Here is a 20,384-nt window from a genome sequence, read left to right on the forward strand (position 1 = left end):
TTCATGCCAGTTCCTCCACAGCGCGGACGAACTGGTGACCACGGTCTTCGTAATTCTTGAACATGTCGAAACTGGCGCAGGCCGGCGACAGCAGCACCACATCGCCCGGTTGGGCAGCGGCGCGGCATTGCGCAACAGCGTCGATCAGCGAGCTCGCGCGAATCAGCGGTACGGCATCGCCAATGGCTGCGCCGATGTTGTCGGAGTCACGGCCCATCAGCACCACGGCGCGGCAGTTGGCCGCCACCGGATCGCGCAAATCATTGAATTCGGCGCCTTTGCCGTCACCGCCGGCGATCAGAATGATCTTGCCGTCGATGTCCGCACCGAGGCCTTCGATGGCGGCCAGAGCAGCGCCAACGTTGGTGGCTTTGGAATCGTTGTAATAAGCCACGCCATCCAGATCGCGCACCCACTGGCAGCGATGCTCGAGACCAGCAAACGCGCGCAGCGCTGCGAGCATGGCGTCGAACGGCAGGCCCACAGCGTGACCCAGGGCCAATGCGGCGAGCGCGTTGGACTGGTTGTGCGCGCCGCGAATCTTCAGATCACGCACCGGCATCAGGTTCTGGAATTCGAAGGCCAGGTACTTCTCGCCATCTTCTTCGCGAATGCCGAACGCCTTGAAATCCGGCTTGCTCAGGCCAAAGGTCCAGCATGGCTGACCTTCGCCGATCAACGGACGGCTGAGGGCGTCCTGACGGTTGACCACAAACTGCTTCGCGCCACGGAAGATCCGGTGCTTGGCCAGGTGATAGGCCGGCAGACCGCTGTAGCGATCCATGTGGTCTTCGCTGATGTTCAGTACGGTGGCCACTTCGGCGTTGAGCTGGTCGGTGGTTTCCAGCTGAAAACTCGACAGCTCCATCACGTAAAGCTCGACATCATCGCTGAGCAGATCCAGCGCCGGGGTGCCGAGGTTGCCGCCAACAGCGACGCGTTTGCCAGCCGCAGCCGCCATTTCGCCAACCAGCGTGGTGACGGTGCTTTTTGCGTTGGAACCGGTGATCGCGACAATCGGCGCCCGCGCGTTACGCGCGAACAGCTCGATGTCGCCGGACATTTTCACGCCACGGGCCGCGGCGGCTTGCAGGGCCGGGGTCGCCAGCGCCAGGCCGGGGCTCACGTAGAGCTCGTCGGCACGGCAGAGGAATTCGACGTCCAGCTCGCCACAACGCACTTCCACGTGCGGATAGTCACGCTTGAGCGTGGCCAGTTCCGGTGGATTGTCCCGCGTGTCGGCGACGGCAAACGACGTGCCCCGGTTCGCCAGGAAGCGAACCAGGGACATGCCGCTCTTGCCGAGGCCGACAACGATGCGGAAGTGGTCAGAAGCGATCAGAGACACTCGTTCTACCTCAGCTTCAGGGTGGCAAGGCCGACCAGGACGAGAATCACGGTGATGATCCAGAAACGGACGATCACGCGCGGCTCGGGCCAGCCCTTGAGTTCAAAGTGGTGGTGAATCGGCGCCATGCGGAACACGCGGCGACCGGTCAGCTTAAAGGAGGCAACCTGAATGACCACTGACAGGGTTTCCATCACGAACACGCCGCCCATGATGAACAGGACGATTTCCTGGCGGACGATCACGGCGATGGTGCCCAGGGCCGCGCCGAGTGCCAGGGCACCGACGTCGCCCATGAACACTTGCGCCGGATAGGTGTTGAACCAGAGGAAACCAAGGCCGGCACCGATCAGCGCGCCGCAGAACACAATCAGCTCGCCCGCGCCAGGCACGTAAGGAATCAGCAGGTATTCGGCAAATTTCACGTTACCCGACAGGTAGCAGAAAATCCCCAGGCCGCCGCCGACCATCACGGTTGGCATGATCGCCAGGCCGTCGAGGCCGTCAGTCAGGTTGACCGCGTTGCTCGAACCGACAATCACGAAGTAGGTCAGCACGATGAACCCGGCGCCCAGCGGAATGCTGTAGTCCTTGAGCATCGGCAGGATCAGGGTGGTTTCCACCGGCGTCGCGGCAGTCATATAAAGGAAGATCGCTGCGCCGAGGCCGAACACCGATTGCCAGAAATACTTCCAGCGGCTCGGCAGGCCACGGGAGTTCTTCTCGATGACTTTGCGGTAATCGTCGACCCAGCCGATGGCACCGAACAGCAGGGTCACCAGCAGCACCACCCAGACGTAGCGGTTGCTCAGGTCAGCCCAGAGCAAGGTGCTGACGCCGATCGACGACAGGATCAACGCGCCACCCATGGTCGGCGTGCCGGATTTGGACAGGTGCGATTGCGGGCCGTCGTTACGTACCGATTGGCCGATCTGACGGTTCTGCAGAGTACGGATCATCCACGGGCCATAGCACAGCGACAAAACCAGCGCGGTCAGCACACCGAGAATCCCGCGCAGGGTCAGGTACTGGAAGACCGCGAAGCCTTTGTAGAACTGTTGCAGATACTCCGCTAGCAGCAGCAGCATTAATGTTTCTCCAGACTGGACCCGCACAGAGCCGCAACGATGTTTTCCATCGCTGCGCTGCGCGAACCCTTGATCAAAATGGTGGTGTTTGTGTCCTGCTCGGCGGCGAGGGCCTGGATCAGCTCGGCCTGTGTGCCGAAGTGCTGCGCCTGCTCACCGAAAGCGTTTACCGCGTGGACCATGTTCGGCCCGACCGCGTAAAGCGCGGAAACCTTGCCTCGGGCGTACTCGCCCACGTCGCGGTGCCCCTGCTCCGCCCAGTCGCCCAACTCGCCGATATCTCCGAGCACCAGGACGGTGCGGCCGGAAAAGCCGGCGAGTATATCAACGGCCGCGCACATCGAGGTGGGGTTTGCGTTGTAGGTGTCATCGATCACGCGCATGCCGTTTTTCGCCAGTTGCGCGACGGTGCGCCCCTTGACCGGTTGCACCGCGCCGAGGCCGGTGGCGATGCCGAACAGCGACACGCCCAAGGCGTGAGCAGCGGCGGCGGCAGCCAAGGCATTGGCGACGTTATGGGTACCAAGCAGGTTCAGTTGCACGCGCTCGCTACCCTCAGGCGTGTGCAGGTTGAACGCTGGGCAACCGCGGGCATCAGTGGCCAGATCACTGGCGTGAAAATTCGCTTCGCTGTTGCTCAGGGCGAAGGTCAGCACTTGGCGGCCAGCCGCACGGGTCTTCCAGATGCCGAAAGCCTTGTCATCGAGGTTGAGCACGGCGATGCCATCGGCGGCCAGGCCTTCGATGATTTCGCCTTTGGCTTCGACGATTTTTCCGGGCCGCCGAACTCACCGACGTGAGCGGTGCCGGCATTGTTCAGGATCGCCACGTGCGGCTTGGTCAGGCCGACGGTGTAGGCGATTTCGCCAAGACGCGAAGCGCCCAGTTCGATCACGGCCGAGGTGTGCTCCGGCGCCAGTTCGATCAGGGTCAGCGGTACGCCGAGGTCGTTGTTCAGATTGCCACGGGTCGCCAGCACCGGGCCGCGGGTGCGCAGAATGCTCGCGAGCATTTCCTTGACCGTGGTCTTGCCGCTGGAACCGGTCACCGCCGCCACTGGCTGGGTGAATGCAGCACGGTTCAAGGCGCCGAGTTGGCCCAGCGCCTGACGGGTGTCCTTGACCAGCAACTGCGGCAGCGCGCTGTCGGCGACTTCGCGCTCGACCAGTGCCGCCACGGCGCCTTTGCCGGCAACGTCGTTCAGATAATCATGACCGTCGAAACGCGGGCCGGTCAGGGCGATGAACAACTGGCCCGGCTGGATCGCGCGGCTGTCGATGCTCACGCCATTGAAACTGGCGTCGTCGCCAATCAGTTGGGCGTCGAGCGCGTTGATCAATTCGCTGAGTGCCAGGGCCTTAAGCATGGGCCACCTCCCACGCGGTCAGGGCATGATCGGCCTCGACCAGATCGGAAAACGCATGGCGCACGCCGTTGATTTCCTGATAGTCCTCGTGACCTTTGCCGGCGAGCACAATCACGTCGTCAGCGGTTGCGCCGGCAATCAGTTGCGCAATGGCCTGACCGCGACCGGCGACGAAGGTGACTTTATCCACAGCGGTGAAACCGGCGCGGATGTCGTCGAAGATCACAGCAGGATCTTCGGTGCGCGGGTTGTCGTCAGTGACCAGCACCTGGTCAGCCAGACGCTCGACCACTTCGGCCATCAATGGACGCTTGCCACGATCGCGATCACCGCCGCAGCCGAACAGGCACAGCAGTTGACCTTTGACGTGCGGGCGCAATGCTGTGAGAACTTTTTCCAGCGCATCCGGGGTGTGGGCGTAATCGACCACTACCAGCGGCTGCGTACCGCCACCCAGACGCTGCATACGCCCGGCCGGACCTTCGAGCTTCGGCAGCACTTTGAGAATTTCGTCGAGGGCGTAATCCAGGCCGAGCAAGGCGCCGACTGCCGCCAGAACGTTGCTCAGGTTGAAGCGCCCGAGCAATGTGCTGCGCAGGTGATGCTCGCCCTGCGGCGTGACCAGCGTGGCGCGCACGCCGTGGTCGTCGAACTGCGCTTCGCGACAAAACAGGTAAGCGCTGCTGTCGAGCAGGCTGTAGGTGATCAAACGCGACTCGCGTTTTTCCGCCGCCAATTGCCGGCCGAAATCGTCGTCGAGGTTGACCACGCGGCACTTCAGGTCATTCCAGGCGAACAGCTTGGCCTTGGCCTCCGCGTACGCCTGCATGGTGCCGTGATAATCCAGATGATCACGTGACAGATTGGTCATCACCGCCACGTCGAACGCCAGCGCTGTCACCCGCCCCTGATCCAGACCATGAGACGACACTTCCATGGCCACGGCTTTCGCGCCGGCCTTTTTCAGGTCGCCCAGCGTCGCTTGCACGGCAATCGGATTCGGCGTGGTGTGCAGGCCGCTTTCCAGCGCGCCGTAGAAACCGGAACCGAGCGTGCCGACGATGCCACAATGCTGGCCGAGCAGATCCAGCGCCTGCGCGACCAGTTGGGTCACGCTGGTCTTGCCATTGGTGCCAGTGACGCCGATCAGGTTCAAGTGATGACTCGGCTCACCGTAAAAACGCCCGGCAATGTCCGACAGCTGCGCCGCCAGACCCTTGACCGGAATCAGCGGCACGTCAGTGATCGGCAGCACGGTGGCGCCTTCGACTTCATAAGCCACGGCAGCCGCGCCGCGTTGCAAGGCATCGGCGATGTGCGCACGGCCATCGAAACGGCCGCCAGGTACGGCGAGAAACAAGTCGCCGGCGCGCACGTTACGGCTGTCCAGCGCCAGTTCACGGATCAACAGATCGTGGCCGGCGTGGGGAATATCTTGTTCAGACTTAATGACATCAGCCGCGCCCTCCATTGGCTTTCAGCGGAACGACCGGGGTGGCGTTGGCCTGCTGGGTGGTCGGCAGGTTGTCCGGGGTGACGTTCATCAGGCGCAGGGTGCCGGACATCACACGGCTGAATACCGGCGCCGACACCAGACCACCGAAGTAACCAGCCTTGGTCGGTTCATCGATCACCACAACGATGGCGTAACGCGGGTCGCTCATCGGACCGAAACCGGCGAACAGCGAACGGTAAGAGTTTTCTGCGTAACCCTTGGTGCCGACCGAAGTCTTGCGCGCGGTACCCGACTTGCCGCCCACGTGGTACGCCGGCACCTGCGCACGGAACACGCCGCGCGGTGCTTCGATCACTTGCTGCAACATGCCCTGCATGGTTTTCGCCACGGCTTCCGGCAGCACTTGCGTGGTCTGCGGCATCTTGTCGGTTTTGATCAGGGTCAGCGGCGCGAGGCGACCGTTGTTGGCCAGCGCCGAGAATGCATGCACCAACTGGATCGCGGTCACGGAAATACCGTAGCCGTAAGACAAGGTTGCAGTTTCAGCCTTGCGCCATTCGCGGTAGTTGGGCAGATTGCCGACACGTTCGCCGGGGAAGCCCAGGCCGGTGTCCTGACCGAGGCCGACTTTCTGCGCCAGACGGAAAATGGTTTCGCCGCCGATATCGAAGGCGACTTTACTCATGCCGACGTTACTGGAATTGATCAGGATGCCGGTCAGATCGAGCACCGGACCTTCGGTCTTCGACACGTCTTTGATGGTGTACTTGCCGATCTGCAACGAGCCCGGGTACACCTCGACGGTGTCGCTCGGTTTCCAGCGGCCGGTTTCGATCGCAGCGCTCATGGAAATGGCTTTCATGGTCGAACCCGGTTCGAACACGTCGATCATCGCGCGGTTGCGCATCATCGCCGGTTGCAGGTTGCGACGGTTGTTCGGGTTGTAGGTCGGCTGGTTGACCATGGCCAGAATTTCGCCGGTCTTCACGTCCATGATCACCAGACTGCCGGCCTTCGCGCCGTTCTCGATGATCGCGTTGCGCAGCTCGCGGTTGGCCAGGTATTGCAGACGCAGGTCAATCGACAACGCCAAGGGCTTGCCGGCCTTGGCGTTCTTGGTGACCTGAACATCCTTGATCAGCCGGCCCCGGCGATCCTTGATGACTTGTCGTTTGCCCGGCACCCCGGCCAGCCACTCGTCATAGGCCAGCTCGACACCTTCGCGACCGTGATCGTCGATATCGGTAAAGCCGACCATGTGCGCGGTGACTTCACCGGCCGGGTAGAAGCGGCGGAATTCTTCGATGCCATAAACGCCCGGCACTTTCAGATCGAGCACAGCCTGACCCTGCTCGGGGTCAGCCCGCGCACCAGGTAAATGAATTCTTTGTTGGCCTGGGCTTCAAGGCGTTCGCTCAGGGCTTTCGGGTTCTGGCCCAACGCGGCGGCGAGCGCTGGCCACTTCTCTTTGGCCGTCTGCATTTCCTTGGCGTTGGCCCACAACGTGGTCACTGGCGTACTGACGGCCAGAGGTTCGCCATTACGGTCGGTGATCAGGCCACGGTGCGCCGGAATCGGAATGTGCCGCAGGCTGCGCGCGTCGCCCTGACCTTTGAGGAAGTCACGGTCGACCACTTGCAGGTCGATGATGCGCCAGCAGATCGCCGCGACCATCAGGCCAAGCAGCGCCACCATCAAGCGGAAGCGCCATGGGAACAGTGCGCCTTCGAGTTTCATCATGGCGCCACCATTTTCACGTCAGCCGCGCCAGGGATGTGCATCTTCAGTTGTTCGGTGGCCAGCACTTCGATGCGGCTGTGCGCAGTCCAGGTGCTCTGCTCGAGAATCAGCCGGCCCCATTCGGCCTGCGCCTTGTCGCGCACGCTGAGTTCGTTATAAAGCGTGTTGAGCAATTGCCGGTTCCAGTGCGCGCTGTACGACACGGCAATGGCCGAAAACAGCACGCCGATAAACAGCAACAGCATCAGAAAGCTGCCGCCGGGCAGGGGTTTGGCGAAAAGCTTGCTCACCGCAACTTCTCCGCGACACGCATGACGGCGCTACGGGAACGTGGGTTGGCTTTGAGTTCGGCGTCGGAGGCCGTCTGCGCTTTGCCGTGGATTTTGATTTTCGGTTCGAAGGCGACGTGGCGAACCGGCAGATTGCGCGGCAGATTATCCGCCTCGCCTTTCACCAGTTTGCGCATGAACAGTTTGACGATGCGGTCTTCCAGCGAGTGGAAGCTGATGACCACAAGACGGCCGCCAACTTCCAGCGCGTCCAGCGCGGCGTCGAGGCCGGCTTCAAGATCGCCGAGTTCGTTGTTGACGTGAATGCGCAAACCCTGAAATGCGCGGGTGGCCGGGTTCTTGCCCTTTTCCCACGCCGGGTTGGCGACTTTCAGCACTTCGGCCAGATCGGCGGTGCGCTCGAACGGCTTGATGTCACGGCGCTCGGCGACGGCACGGGCCATACGCCCGGAGAAACGTTCTTCGCCGTATTCCTTGAACACCCGGGCAATTTCTTCCACCGGCGCGGTGTTGACGAATTCGGCAGCGCTGATGCCACGGGACGGGTCCATGCGCATGTCCAACGGCCCGTCATTGAGGAAACTGAAGCCGCGTTCGGCATCGTCGAGCTGCGGCGACGACACGCCGAGGTCGAGCAGAATGCCGCTGACCTTGCCGGCCAGCCCCTGCTCGGCAACCACCGAACCGAGCTCGGCAAAGCTGCGCTGCACAACGACAAAGCGGCCGTCTTCGGCCGCTAGCGTTTGCCCGGTGGCAATCGCTTGAGGATCCTTGTCGAATCCGATGAGTCGACCGTCCGGCCCGAGCTGGCTGAGGATCAACCGGCTGTGCCCGCCGCGCCCGAACGTGCCGTCCAGATAGCAGCCATCAGGACGTACGGCGAGAGCCTCGACGGCTTCGTCAAGCAGTACGGTGATGTGGTTAAAGCCGCTATCAATAGTCACAGGATCAAATCACGCAGTTCATCAGGCATCGCGCCCGGTTGTTGAATAGCAGCAAGGTCAGCGGCAGATACCGCATTCCATGCATCCTCGTCCCACAATTGGAACTTGTTCAGTTGGCCGACCAGCATCGCGCGCTTATCGAGCTTGGCGTATTCGCGCAAACGCGGCGGAACCAGAAAACGACCACTGCCATCGAGTTCGAGGTCGACGGCATTACCAATCAATAAACGTTGCAGGCGACGGTTCTCTTCGCGAAGCGAAGGAGTGCGCGCAACTTGGTTTCAATAATTTCCCACTCATCGAGCGGATAGACACACAGGCATGGATCAACGGCATCAATGGTCACGATCAATTGGCCGGAACTACGCGAATCGAGCTCGTCACGGTACCGGCTCGGCATGGCGAGACGGCCCTTTGCGTCGAGACTGATAGCGTTAGCTCCGCGAAACACGTCAGCGTTTCTCCAATTTTTATCGTTTTGAGCTCAAAAAACCCACTTCATGCCACTTTTCGCCACTTGCGCACACTATAGGAATGCGCCCACCACACCGTCAAGGCGCGGATTAAAGGAAAAGCCTTACAGAACGGAGATTTAGCGACGTAAAAGGAGGCTCAACGAGAATCTGACGTGAAGTTTTGGTCAATAACTTGATGCAGCACTGAAAGCTGCGCTCGAAAGTTAAAGTAGTTTGTTAAGAGTAAGATTTTTTCGGTATTACAAAGGCGCTTCGGCTGTTGATTGAAGCAGGGTGGGAAAAGGCTATTACCGCGTTTGCCGCTGCCGGAGTTTCAGACCAGGCCGGCTGATATTACACAGCCGCGTCTTCTTTGTTTCAAGCAGGGAAAGAAAAAGGTGGAGAGTCGATCTGTAAGCCGGGTTCTGTCTTGAACAGTCATTCGTCTACGATGGCCATCACTGGACATCTTTAGCAACCTACCCGGTCCCAGCGCGGGCCACGCCTTGGGACCCTATTTGGTCTTGCTCCAAGTGGGGTTTACCTAGCCACGAACTGTTGCCAGACGTGCGGTGCGCTCTTACCGCACCTTTTCACCCTTACCGGCGCTTGCGCGCTTAGGCGGTTATTTTCTGTGGCACTTTCCGTAGGCTCACGCCTCCCAGGCATTACCTGGCACTTCGCCCTATGGAGCCCGGACTTTCCTCCCCCTAATTTTCATAGAGGGCAGCGACTGTCCGATCGACTCTCCGCCGCGAAGGTTAACGGCAGAGCGCCGGAAGAACAAGCGCTAAAACCCTCCAGAGCGCCATGGGCGAAGGCTTACACGCCTTTCTGTTTATCCAGCGCCACCTGATACAGCACGTTTTTGCGCTCGCCAGTGATTTGTGCTGCCAGTGCCGCGGCGCGCTTGAGTGGCATTTCTTCGAGCAACAGATCGAGGATGCGCATAGCTTCGCTGCTGACCGCGTCTTCCGACTCCGGCGCGGTCCAGCCGGCCACCAGCACCACGCACTCGCCGCGCTGCTGATTGCTGTCGGACTCGACGAACCCACGCAGCTCGCTGAGCGGCAAGCCTTTGAGGGTTTCGAAGGTCTTGGTGATTTCCCGCGCCAGCAGAGCCTGACGCTCGCCGCCAAACACCGCTTCCATATCCTGCAGGCATTCGAGAATGCGATGCGGCGCCTCATAGAAAATCAACGTGCGCGGTTCTTTTTAACTGCCTCCAGACGCGCCTTGCGCCCGACCGACTTGGCCGGCAGAAATCCTTCGAAGATGAAACGGTCGGACGGCAAGCCCGCCGCCGACAGCGCCGCGATCAACGCGCAGGCACCCGGCACAGGCACCACGTTGATGCCGGCCGCACGGGCCTGACGCACCAGGTGATAGCCCGGATCGGAGATCAGCGGCGTGCCGGCATCGGAAATCAGCGCGACGTTGTCGCCCGCCAGCAACCGGGTAATAAAGCGGCTACCCTCATCCCGTTCGTTGTGTTCGTGACATGCGGCCAAGGGCGTGCCGATGCCGAAGTGCTGCATGAGGCGCGCCGAATGCCGCGTGTCTTCCGCTGCAATCAATGCCACTTCACGGAGGATCTTCAAGGCCCGGGCGCTGATGTCGTCCAGGTTGCCGATGGGCGTCGCCACCACATAAAGCGAGCCAGCAGCGGAATTCAAAGGACCTGGAGCAGTCAAAGCGCACACCTCGTGATCGGTAAAAGCGGCCATTGTAGCGCGTCACGAGGCTTGCGATACGCTCCGGCCGAGCGCGGTTTTTCGTCCGGTTGTGCGCTGCCGCAACATTTACTCCAGCTAAATTGACCGATTCACGCCAGTAACATCGCGCCCCGGCCAGTGCTTGGGTACAATTCCACGCTAATTTGATCGAGTATCAGGAACACTTACATGATCGCTTGCCTGCGGCTGTTCACTGCCCTCTGCCTCGCTGCCTTGTTGGCCGCGTGTGCCAGCTCCCTTCCTCCAGCCTTGGCGAACTTCCACGGACTCCGGACGCCAGCATCGAGCAACTGCTCGAACAGGCTGCCCAGGCTAAAACCCCGGAACAAGCTGCCCTGCTGCGCCTGAGCGCGGCGGACCAGGCTTACCGCCAAGGCAATGCCGGCCAGTCCGCGCAAATCCTGCAACAAGTGCCGGTGGAGCAACTCAAGCCAGGCCAGCAGATTTTCGCCAACACGCTGTCCGCCGAACTGGCCATGACGCGCAATCAGCCGAAAGCTGCGCTGACCGCCCTGAGCCATCCGAGCTTCCAGAAGCTCGGGGAAATGCCGGAAGAGCAGCAAGTGCGCACCGGCACCGTTCACGCCCGCGCCCTTGAAGCCGATGGCCAGACCCTGGCCGCTGCCCGCGAGCGTGTGTTCATCGCACCGATGCTCGAAGGCGAAGCGGCGAGCAAGAACCACGAAGCGATCTGGACCCTGATCGCCTCGCTGCCGACCGATCAACTGCAACCGAACACCACCGACGATCTCGGCGGCTGGATGGCACTGGCGCAAGCGGTGAAAACCGCCGGCACGCTGGAGCAGCAGCAAGCCGCGATCGACAACTGGCGCGCGCAGAATCCAAAGCACCCGGCGGCTGTCAACCTGCCGCTGCCACTGACCAAGCTCAAGGAACTGGCCAGCCAGCCACTGAGCAAAATCGCCCTGCTGCTGCCACAGGACGGCCAGCTGGCGTCGGTCGGCAAAGCGCTGCGTGAAGGCTTCATGGCCGCGCATTATCAGGCGCAACAGGCCGGCCAGAACCCACCTGCCATCGAGTTCTACGACAGCTCGAAGCTGACCTCGATGGACGAGTTCTATCGCAAGGCCCAGGCTGACGGCGTGCAACTGGTAGTCGGCCCGCTGGAAAAACCACTGGTCAAGCAACTGAGCACTCGCCCGCAACTGCCAATCACCACCCTCGCGCTGAACTACAGCGAAGGCGAACAAGGCCCGGCGCAACTGTTCCAGTTCGGTCTCGCTGCTGAAGACGAAGCTCGCGAAGTTTCCCGTCGCGCTCGTGCCGACGGCCTGCATCGCGCCGCGATCATGGTGCCGAAGGGCGAATGGGGCGATCGCGTCCTGCGTGCCTTCAGCCAGGACTGGCAAGCCAATGGCGGCAGTATCGTTGCCACCGAACGTGTCGATCAGCCGGTGCAACTGGCCCAGCAGATCGCCGACATGTTCCAGCTGCGTCAGAGCGAAGCCCGCGCCAAGAGCCTGCAGAATGTTGCCGGCACCAATGTCGCCGCCCAGCCTTCGCGTCGTCAGGACATCGAATTCATCTTCTTGGCCGCGACGCCGCAACAGGCACAGCAGATCAAGCCGACCCTGAACTTCCAGTACGCCGGTGACGTGCCGGTCTACGCGACTTCCCACGTGTACAGCGCCAGCGGCGACGTCAACCAGTACAACGACATGAACGGCATTCGCTTCTGCGAAACCCCATGGCTGCTGGAAACCAGCGATCCGCTGCGCCAGCAAGTGGCTGCGCAATGGCCGCAAGCCAATGGCAGCCTTGGTCGCCTGTACGCCATGGGCGCCGATGCCTATCGCCTGGCACCGCGCCTGGGTCAACTCAAGGCCCTGCCGGACAGCCGCATCGAAGGCCAGTCCGGCAGCCTCGGCATGACCCAGACCCAACGCGTTGTGCGCCAGCTGCCGTGGGCACAGTTCGTCAGCGGCCAGGTGCAGCGTCTGCCGGACACCCCGCGCTGATGCCCGACAGGTCACGCTCGCAAAGCGGCAAGGATGCCGAGCGCCAAGCGCTCGAACATCTGCAACAACAAGGTCTGCGCCTGTTGGCGCAGAACTGGTTATGCAAACGCGGCGAGCTTGATCTGGTCATGCTTGATGGCGATACAGTAGTATTCGTTGAAGTTCGCTACAGAAAAAACACTCAATGGGGTGGCGCGCTCGCCAGTATCGACGAGCGCAAGCAGCAGAAACTGATCTTTGCAGCACAGTATTTTCTTCAGCGCGAGTCGCGTTGGGCCAATTCCCCTGCCGCTTCGATGTGGTGGCGATCGACAGCCACCCGAATCAGCTGAACTGGTTGCAGAATGCTTTCGACAGTTGATCGCCTGCACCCTGCCCTGTTTTCGTCCGACACATTTTGCTCTTTGCTTTGCCGGCTGCACATTCACGTGCCGAACAGCCGCGCCACTTAAGGTCACACAGATGGACATGCAATCCCGAATTCGCCAGCTTTTCCAGGCCAGTATCGACACCAAGCAACAGGCGATGGACGTACTTGCACCGCACATCGAGCAAGCCAGCCAGATCATGGTCAACGCCCTGCTCAACGAAGGCAAAATGCTCTCGTGCGGCAACGGTGGCTCGGCCGGCGATGCCCAGCATTTTTCTTCGGAGCTGCTCAACCGCTTCGAGCGCGAGCGTCCGAGCCTGCCGGCGATTGCGCTGACCACCGACACTTCGACGATCACCTCGATCGCCAACGATTACAGCTACAACGAAGTGTTCTCCAAGCAGATCCGCGCGCTCGGCCAGCCGGGCGATGTGTTGCTGGCGATTTCGACCAGCGGCAACTCGGCGAACATTATTCAAGCGATCCAGGCCGCACATGATCGCGAAATGATTGTCGTAGCTTTGACCGGACGCGATGGCGGCGGCATGGCGTCGCTGCTGTTGCCCGAGGACGTCGAGATTCGCGTACCGGCCAACGTCACTGCACGTATTCAGGAAGTCCACTTGCTGGCGATCCATTGCCTTTGCGATCTGATCGACAGCCAACTGTTCGGGAGTGAAGAATGACCCCTAATCGCCTTGGCCTTCTGGCCTTGACCCTGTGCCTCGGCATCAGCGGCTGCACCTCGGTGGTGAATGCCAGCCGTGAAGCGCCGATTGAAGACGACCGCGGCACGCGTACCTTCGGCAGCAAGATCGACGACTCGCTGATCGAAACCAAAGCTGGCGTGAACATCGCCAAGGCCGATCCGGCCTTGGACAACGATTCGCACATCGTCATCACCAGCTTCAACGGCGTCGTCCTGCTCGCCGGCCAGACTCCGCGCGAAGACCTCAAGGCCAAAGCCGAACAGGCCGCAGCCAACGTCCAGCGCGTGAAGAAGGTGCATAACGAACTGCAAGTGCTGCAACCGTCCTCCCTGCTCGCCCGCCAGAACGATGCGTGGCTGACCACCAAGATCAAGACCCAGATGCTCACCGACGCCAGCATTCCTGGCTCGCGCATCAAAGTCGTGACCGAGAACGGCATCGTCTACCTGCTGGGCCTGCTGACCAAACAGGAAGCCACTCAGGCAACCAATCTGGTTCAGGGTGTGTCCGGTGTGCAGAAAATCGTGAAGCTGTTCGAATACATCGACTGACCGTAAAAGGCAGACACAAAAAGGCGATCCATCCGGATCGCCTTTTTTTATTTCACAACCTTCAAACTCGGCCGGCCACTCGGGCGTGGTGGCTCGCTGCTTGGTGGCGGCGAGTCGTCATCCGGATCGATGTCTTCCTCGTCGTCCATCGGCAACTCGAGGTCAAACACCATGCCCTGGCCGTTTTCCCGGGCGTAAATGCCCAGGATCGCGCTGATCGGCACGTAGAGACTGTGCGGAACACCGCCGAAGCGGCCTTCGAACGTCACCACGTCGTTGTCCATGTGCAGATGACGCACCGCACTCGGCGAGATGTTCAGGACGATCTGGCCGTCACTGGCGAAGCCTTGTGGCACCTGCACCGCCGGGTATTCAGAGTTGACCAGCATGTGCGGGGTGCAATCGTTATCCACAATCCACTCGTAGAGCGCGCGGACCAGATAAGGTCGACTGGAGTTCATAGCGGCTCCTTAAGCCTTAGCGCATATCGCGTTCGACACCAGACAGACTCGCCTGGAAAGCCTCACGCGCAAACTGACGCTCCATATAATCAAGCAGCGGCTTGGCCGGCCGCGGCAGTTCAATACCCAGAATCGGCAAACGCCAGAGTATGGGTAATAGGCAGCAATCCACCAGACTTTGTTCCTCACTGAGGAAGAACGGTTTGTCGGCGAACAGCGGCGAAACGCCGGTCAGGCTTTCGCGCAATTCCTTGCGCGCCACGACCCGTGCGGCCTCTTTGCTCTTGGGATCCAGAATCAGATCCACCAGCCCGCACCAGTCACGCTGAATCCTGTGGATCAGCAGACGGCTGTTGGCCCGCGCCACCGGATAAACCGGCATCAGCGGCGGGTGCGGGTAACGCTCATCCAGATACTCCATCACCACGGTCGACTCCCACAACGCCAGGTCACGATCGACCAGCGTCGGCAGACTGCCGTAAGGGTTCACCTCAATCAGTTTAGGCGGCTGGCGGCCGGCTTCCACGTAAATGATTTCGGCGCTGACACCCTTCTCTGCAAGCACGATGCGCACTCGGTGGGAATAGTGGTCGGCGGGGTCGGAGTAACAGGCCAACCGATTGGTCACGCCCATGGCGATCCTCCTCGCTTGTTGAGTTTGTCGGAACCGGAAAAACGCGCGCGCCCAGAGGGCACCTCCCGCAGGGTCTGACTGAGCAGACCCTGCTTTATCGGAGGCGCCCTTGGGCGCGCGCGATTAACAGCAATGCTTGAAGCGTATCAGTGCACGTCTTTCCAGTACTCACGCTTGAGCAGGTAGGCGAACACAAAGAAGAACGCCAGGTACAGCAAGACATAAGTACCGATGCGCTGATGTTGCAGCTTAACCGGGTTAGCCGAGTAAGCCAGGAAGGTTACCAGATTCTTGACCTTCTCATCGAACTGCTCTTCGTTCAGAGCACCGGACTTCGGCACGATGGTCAACTGATCGCACGCTTCATGAGTCAGCGGCGTGCCGGTCAGCGGATCGTATTGCTTCTTGCCGTCCTCGACGATCTGCACCTGTTTGCAGCCGACGACCTGGCGCCCCTGCAGGCCGACCAGCACGTTAGGCATGCCGACGTTCGGAAAGACCTTATTGTTCACGCCCCACGGACGCGCCGGATCTTCGTAGAACGACTTCAGGTAACCGTAGAGCCAGTCGGTGCCGCGCACGCGTGCAACCAGCGTGAGATCTGGCGGCGCTGCGCCGAACCAGGTCTTGGCGTCGGCCGGCTGCATGCCGATGTTCATGTGGTCGCCAATCTTGGCACCGGTGAACACCAGCTTCTCCAGCATCAACTCGTGCGGGATGCCGAGGTCATCGGCGACACGCTCGTAACGCTGGAACTTGGCGCTGTGACAGCCCATGCAATAGTTGGCGAAAGTCCGCGCACCATCCTGCAGGGCGGCTTTGTCGGAGACATCGATATCGACACTTTCCAGTTCCGGACCATGAACCTCAGCAGCAAAAACCAAGGAAGGCAGCGCAGCAAAAATCAGAGCAAGAAATAACTTTTTCATCAGCCAGTCACCCTTTCCGGAACCGGTTTGGTCTTCTCGAGCCGGGTGTAGAACGGCATCAGAATGAAGTAGGCGAAATAGAGGAAGGTGCAGACCTGCGACAGCAATGTGCGCCCCGGTGTCGGCGCCAGGACGCCGAGAATGCCGAGAATCACGAAGGAAATGCAGAACACCACCAGCCAGATTTTGCTCAGCCAGCCTTTATAGCGCATCGATTTCACCGGGCTTCGATCCAGCCACGGCAGCACGAACAGCACCGCAATCGCCGCGCCCATGGCGACAACGCCCAAGAGTTTGTCCGGGATCGCCCGCAAGATCGCGTAGAACGGTGTGAAGTACCAGACCGGCGCAATGTGCTCAGGTGTCTTGAATGCGTTTGCCTGCTCGAAGTTCGGTTTTTCGAGGAAGTAGCCGCCCATTTCCGGGAAGAAGAACACAATCGAGCAGAAGATGAACAGGAACACTACAACGCCGACAATGTCCTTCACCGTGTAGTACGGGTGGAACGCAATGCCATCCAGCGGGATGCCGTTTTCGTCTTTGTGCTTCTTGATATCGACGCCGTCAGGGTTGTTAGAACCGACTTCGTGCAGCGCCAGAATGTGCAACACCACCAGACCAAGAATCACGATTGGCAGCGCGACAACGTGCAAGGCGAAGAAGCGGTTCAGGGTGATTCCGGAGATCAGGTAGTCACCACGAATCCACTGGGTCAGGTCATCGCCGATCAGCGGAATCGCGCCGAACAGCGAGATGATCACCTGAGCCCCCAATAAGACATCTGGCCCCACGGCAGCAGGTAACCCATGAACGCTTCGGCCATCAGCGCCAGGTAGATCAGCATGCCGAACACCCAGACCAGCTCGCGCGGTTTCTGGTACGAACCGTAGAGCAGGCCGCGAAACATATGCAGATAAACCACGATGAAAAACGCCGAGGCGCCGGTCGAGTGCAGCAGTCGCAGGATCGAGCCGTACTCGACGTCGCGCATGATGTATTCGACGGAAGCAAAGGCCTCTTCCGCCGACGGCGTGTAGCTCATCGTCAGCCAGACACCAGTGACGATCTGGTTGACCAGCACCAGCAGCGCCAGCGAGCCGAAGAAATAGAAGAAGTTGAAGTTTTTGGTGCGTAATATTTGCTGAGATGGTCTTCCCACATTTTGGTCGCGGGAAAGCGCGCATCAACCCAATCCATGAACTTGCTCATCACGCTTTCTCCGTATCGACGCCAATGACAATCAGGTCATCGGTCTCATAGGAATGCGGGGGAACTGGCAGGTTCAAAGGCGCAGGTTGCGACTTGTAGACGCGGCCAGCCAGATCGTAGTGGGAACCGTGGCACGGGCAGAAATAGCCACCTACCCAGTCTTTGCCCAGATCCGCAGGTGCCACTTCGGGACGGAAAGTCGGTGAGCAACCCAGGTGCGTACAGATCCCGATCAGCAGCAGAATTTCCGGCTTGATCGAGCGTACTTCCGGGTCGACATAAGTGGGTTGCGTGGAGTTTTTGGAGGTCGGATCGGAGAGCTGACCCTCGATCTTCTTGAGATTCCCCAGGATTTCCTCGGTACGGCGGACAATGAACACCGGCTGGCCGCGCCATTCAGCAATCATCTGCTGGCCTGGCTCGATTTTGCTGACATTCACTTTCACCGGTGCACCGGCAGCTTTCGCCTTGGCACTGGGAAACCATGACCCCACGAACGGGACCGCAGCCCCCACCGCTCCTGCAGCACCCACCACGGATGTGGCTGCCACCAGGAAGCGACGCCGGCCTGCATTCACGCCGTCATTGCTCATTCAGTCCTCTCCCATCAGCTTTTTTGGCCTGTTAAATCAGGCGTCTACTAAATAAATCAAATGTTACTTATAAAAATTTTGCCCGAATGGTAATGAAAACCCCCAATTCTGACAAGGTTAATTCCCCGGGGCTCAGCCCCTTAAGCCTTGGAGTATAGGGGGTCTACGGCTGTGGCAAGTTGTCACAACGCAATTCTTTGATAAATCGCAGACATAAAAAAACGCCCGCTTCCGTGAGGAGGCGGGCGTTCTTTTGAACGCGGAAGCGGAATTAACGCTTCGAGTACTGCGGACGCTTACGCGCTTTACGCAGACCAACTTTCTTACGTTCAACTTCACGGGCGTCGCGGGTAACGAAGCCAGCTTTGCGCAGAGCGCTACGCAGGGTTTCGTCGTAGTCCATCAGAGCGCGAGTGATGCCGTGGCGGATTGCGCCAGCCTGACCACTTACACCACCGCCGATCACGGTGACGTAGATGTCGAACTTCTCGACAGTCTCGGTCAGCTCCAGCGGCTGACGAACTACCATGCGGGCAGTTTCGCGGCCGAAGAAGTTATCCAGCGAACGGTTGTTGATGGAGATGTTACCAGTACCCGGACGCAGGAAAACGCGTGCGGTTGCGGTCTTGCGACGGCCAGTGCCGTAATTTTGAGTCGCCGACATAATGAACTATTCCGTTAAATCTTCAGTTCTTGGGGCTGCTGAGCAGTATGAGGGTGTGCAGCGCCCGCATAGACTTTCAGCTTACGGTACATGTCGCGACCCAGTGGGTTTTTAGGCAGCATGCCTTTAACCGCGGTCTCGATCACGCGCTCAGGGGCCTTGGCGATCAGCTTTTCAAAGTTGATCGACTTGATGCCGCCCGGGAAACCGGAGTGGGAGTAGTACATTTTGTCAGTGGTTTTAGCGCCGGTAACACGGATCTGCTCGGCGTTGATGACGACGATGTAGTCGCCGGTGTCAACGTGAGGAGTGTACTCAGGCTTGTGCTTGCCACGCAGACGGCTCGCGATTTCGGTGGCCAGACGACCCAGGGTCTGACCAGCAGCGTCGACGACAAACCAGTCGCGCTTTACTGTTTCCGGTTTAGCAGTAAAAGTTTTCATTCTTTATAGCCTCAGGGGCCGCCTGTAAATAAGACGGCGGATCTTACTGAATAGTGCGTACTTTGACAAGTCAAAGGCAGCCGGATACAGACGCTTTCGGGGGCTCGGGTCGGCGCGTCCGTTCAACGGCAAGATTCTTCGGCGGCGGCGCATCACTTCCACTGCAGAAAGAGGTCGGCAATTATGCAGATTGCGAAAAATTTTTCAACCTGCTTTTATGATTGTTTTGCCCAAGGAGCACCCGATGGACTATCGCCAGCTAGGCCGTACCGACCTGAACGTGAGTGCAATCTGCCTCGGCACCATGACCTGGGGCGAGCAAAACACTGAAGCTGAAGCCTTCGCCCAGATCGAGCGGGCCAAAGAAGCGGGGATCAATTTCCTCGACACCGCCGAAATGTATCCGGTGCCGCCAAAAGCCGAAACCTACGCCACCACCGAGCGCTACATCGGCAATTACTTCAAGAGCCGCGGCGATCGCGCCGACTGGATCCTCGCCAGCAAGATCGCCGGCCCCGGCAATACCATCGACTACATCCGCGATAAAAACCTGCGGCACAACCGCCAGCACATCACCGAGGCACTGGACGGCAGCCTCAAGCGCCTGCAGACCGATTACATCGACCTGTACCAACTGCACTGGCCGGAACGCAGCACCAACTTTTTCGGACAGCTGGGCTACAAGCACAAGATCGAAGCCAACCTGACTCCGCTCGAAGACACGCTCGAAGCTCTCGACGAACAGGTGAAGGCTGGCAAGATCCGCCATATTGGCCTGTCCAATGAGACGCCGTGGGGCACCATGCGCTTTCTGGCTTTGGCCGAAGCCCGTGGCTGGCCGCGTGCGGTGTCGATCCAGAACCCGTACAACCTGCTCAACCGCAGCTTCGAAGTCGGCCTGGCGGAAATCGCCATTCGCGAACAGTGCGGCCTGCTCGCCTATTCGCCGCTGGCGTTCGGCTTCCTCTCCGGCAAGTACGAGGGCGGCGCTCGTCCACCAAAAGGCCGCCTGAGCCTCTACAGCCGCTTCAGCCGCTACTTCAACCCGCAATCGGAAGCGGCGTGCAGCCGTTACGTGGCCCTGGCCCGAGAACATGGCCTGGATCCGGCGCAAATGGCCCTGGCCTTCGTGACCCAGCAACCGTTCGTGACCAGCAACATCATCGGCGCAACGACGCTGGAGCAGCTGGACAGCAACATTGCCAGTTTTGATCTGAAATTGTCCGATGAAGTGCTGGCCGGGATCGAGGCGATTCACAAGGATCATCCGAATCCGGCGCCATAACTGACCGCCAAAAGCTTCGCGAGCAGGCTCGCTCCCACAGTGGAATACTGTACCTGTGGGAGCGAGCCTGCTCGCGAAGGGGCCAGTCGGATTACCTTGACAGCGGAACGCGGAGCGTCCCCGGCGGCATTCC

General features: G+C 60.1%; 13 protein-coding genes, 1 other RNA gene and 8 pseudogenes. 5 read left to right on the forward strand and 17 right to left on the reverse strand.

Annotated features, from left to right (window positions below; all coding sequences use genetic code 11):
* Nucleotide 1 precedes the first annotated feature (1 nt).
* The 10 genes and pseudogenes from murD to rsmI form a co-directional block, all read right to left on the reverse strand.
* A complete protein-coding gene (murD, locus tag LJU32_27010) occupies nucleotides 2–1,348 on the reverse strand; it encodes a UDP-N-acetylmuramoyl-L-alanine--D-glutamate ligase (protein WKV88901.1) in 1,347 nt (448 codons plus the stop codon).
* A gap of 5 nt (nucleotides 1,349–1,353) precedes the next feature.
* On the reverse strand, nucleotides 1,354–2,436 hold the full coding sequence (gene mraY, locus LJU32_27015) for a phospho-N-acetylmuramoyl-pentapeptide-transferase (protein WKV88902.1): 1,083 nt from the start codon (nucleotides 2,434–2,436) through the stop codon (nucleotides 1,354–1,356).
* Nucleotides 2,436–3,802: pseudogene (locus tag LJU32_27020) on the reverse strand (UDP-N-acetylmuramoyl-tripeptide--D-alanyl-D-alanine ligase). Before LJU32_27020 ends, mraY begins: the two are co-directional and overlap by 1 nt.
* A pseudogene (locus LJU32_27025) lies at nucleotides 3,795–5,257 on the reverse strand (UDP-N-acetylmuramoyl-L-alanyl-D-glutamate--2,6-diaminopimelate ligase). Before LJU32_27025 ends, LJU32_27020 begins: the two co-directional pseudogenes overlap by 8 nt.
* Nucleotides 5,257–6,998, reverse strand: a pseudogene (locus LJU32_27030) (penicillin-binding protein 2). Before LJU32_27030 ends, LJU32_27025 begins: the two co-directional pseudogenes overlap by 1 nt.
* On the reverse strand, nucleotides 6,995–7,288 hold the full coding sequence (gene ftsL, locus LJU32_27035) for a cell division protein FtsL (GenBank protein ID WKV88903.1): 294 nt from the start codon (nucleotides 7,286–7,288) through the stop codon (nucleotides 6,995–6,997). Before ftsL ends, LJU32_27030 begins: the two are co-directional and overlap by 4 nt.
* The gene (gene rsmH / locus LJU32_27040) at nucleotides 7,285–8,226 is read right to left on the reverse strand and encodes a 16S rRNA (cytosine(1402)-N(4))-methyltransferase RsmH (GenBank protein WKV91215.1); all 942 of its coding nucleotides are present in this window, start codon (nucleotides 8,224–8,226) and stop codon (nucleotides 7,285–7,287) included. The genes ftsL and rsmH overlap by 4 nt, the downstream gene beginning before the upstream one ends.
* 2 nt (nucleotides 8,227–8,228) lie before the next feature.
* Nucleotides 8,229–8,683 (reverse strand): annotated as a pseudogene (gene mraZ / locus LJU32_27045) (division/cell wall cluster transcriptional repressor MraZ).
* Nucleotides 8,684–9,085: 402 nt separating this feature from the next.
* Nucleotides 9,086–9,436, reverse strand: an RNA gene (gene rnpB / locus LJU32_27050) — RNase P RNA component class A.
* Nucleotides 9,437–9,509: 73 nt separating this feature from the next.
* A pseudogene (rsmI, locus tag LJU32_27055) lies at nucleotides 9,510–10,414 on the reverse strand (16S rRNA (cytidine(1402)-2'-O)-methyltransferase).
* A gap of 177 nt (nucleotides 10,415–10,591) precedes the next feature.
* On the opposite strand from rsmI, the pseudogene LJU32_27060 reads away from it, so the two are divergent.
* From LJU32_27060 to LJU32_27075, 4 genes and pseudogenes are all read left to right on the forward strand, one after another.
* Nucleotides 10,592–12,402: pseudogene (locus LJU32_27060) on the forward strand (penicillin-binding protein activator).
* A pseudogene (locus LJU32_27065) lies at nucleotides 12,402–12,763 on the forward strand (YraN family protein). The pseudogenes LJU32_27060 and LJU32_27065 overlap by 1 nt, the downstream one beginning before the upstream one ends.
* A 101-nt stretch (nucleotides 12,764–12,864) precedes the next feature.
* A complete protein-coding gene (locus LJU32_27070; GenBank protein WKV88904.1) occupies nucleotides 12,865–13,458 on the forward strand; it encodes a phosphoheptose isomerase in 594 nt (197 codons plus the stop codon).
* Nucleotides 13,455–14,033, forward strand: a complete 579-nt coding sequence (locus tag LJU32_27075; GenBank protein ID WKV88905.1) for a BON domain-containing protein — start codon at nucleotides 13,455–13,457, stop codon at nucleotides 14,031–14,033. Before LJU32_27070 ends, LJU32_27075 begins: the two co-directional genes overlap by 4 nt.
* Nucleotides 14,034–14,080: 47 nt before the next feature.
* On the opposite strand, the gene LJU32_27080 is transcribed toward LJU32_27075, so the two are convergent.
* From LJU32_27080 to rplM, 7 genes and pseudogenes are all read right to left on the reverse strand, one after another.
* Complete coding sequence (locus LJU32_27080; GenBank protein ID WKV88906.1) at nucleotides 14,081–14,494, reverse strand: ClpXP protease specificity-enhancing factor; 414 nt, start codon at nucleotides 14,492–14,494, stop codon at nucleotides 14,081–14,083.
* 16 nt (nucleotides 14,495–14,510) lie between these two features.
* Complete coding sequence (locus LJU32_27085; GenBank protein ID WKV88907.1) at nucleotides 14,511–15,128, reverse strand: glutathione S-transferase N-terminal domain-containing protein; 618 nt, start codon at nucleotides 15,126–15,128, stop codon at nucleotides 14,511–14,513.
* Nucleotides 15,129–15,274: 146 nt separating this feature from the next.
* Nucleotides 15,275–16,057, reverse strand: coding sequence for a cytochrome c1 (locus LJU32_27090; GenBank protein ID WKV88908.1), 783 nt, complete (start codon nucleotides 16,055–16,057; stop codon nucleotides 15,275–15,277).
* A pseudogene (locus LJU32_27095) lies at nucleotides 16,057–17,266 on the reverse strand (cytochrome bc complex cytochrome b subunit). Before LJU32_27095 ends, LJU32_27090 begins: the two are co-directional and overlap by 1 nt.
* Nucleotides 17,266–17,859, reverse strand: a complete 594-nt coding sequence (gene petA, locus LJU32_27100; GenBank protein ID WKV88909.1) for a ubiquinol-cytochrome c reductase iron-sulfur subunit — start codon at nucleotides 17,857–17,859, stop codon at nucleotides 17,266–17,268. The pseudogene LJU32_27095 and the gene petA overlap by 1 nt, the downstream one beginning before the upstream one ends.
* 271 nt (nucleotides 17,860–18,130) lie before the next feature.
* Nucleotides 18,131–18,523, reverse strand: a complete 393-nt coding sequence (gene rpsI, locus LJU32_27105) for a 30S ribosomal protein S9 (protein WKV88910.1) — start codon at nucleotides 18,521–18,523, stop codon at nucleotides 18,131–18,133.
* A gap of 14 nt (nucleotides 18,524–18,537) precedes the next feature.
* On the reverse strand, nucleotides 18,538–18,966 hold the full coding sequence (gene rplM, locus LJU32_27110) for a 50S ribosomal protein L13 (GenBank protein WKV88911.1): 429 nt from the start codon (nucleotides 18,964–18,966) through the stop codon (nucleotides 18,538–18,540).
* 244 nt (nucleotides 18,967–19,210) lie between these two features.
* On the opposite strand from rplM, the gene LJU32_27115 reads away from it, so the two are divergent.
* Nucleotides 19,211–20,251, forward strand: a complete 1,041-nt coding sequence (locus tag LJU32_27115) for an NADP(H)-dependent aldo-keto reductase (GenBank protein ID WKV88912.1) — start codon at nucleotides 19,211–19,213, stop codon at nucleotides 20,249–20,251.
* The last annotated feature ends 133 nt before the right edge of the window (nucleotides 20,252–20,384 follow it).

Origin of the sequence: Pseudomonas sp. B21_DOA (assembly GCA_030544685.1) — a bacterium.
GTDB lineage: Bacteria > Pseudomonadota > Gammaproteobacteria > Pseudomonadales > Pseudomonadaceae > Aquipseudomonas > Aquipseudomonas fluorescens_AO.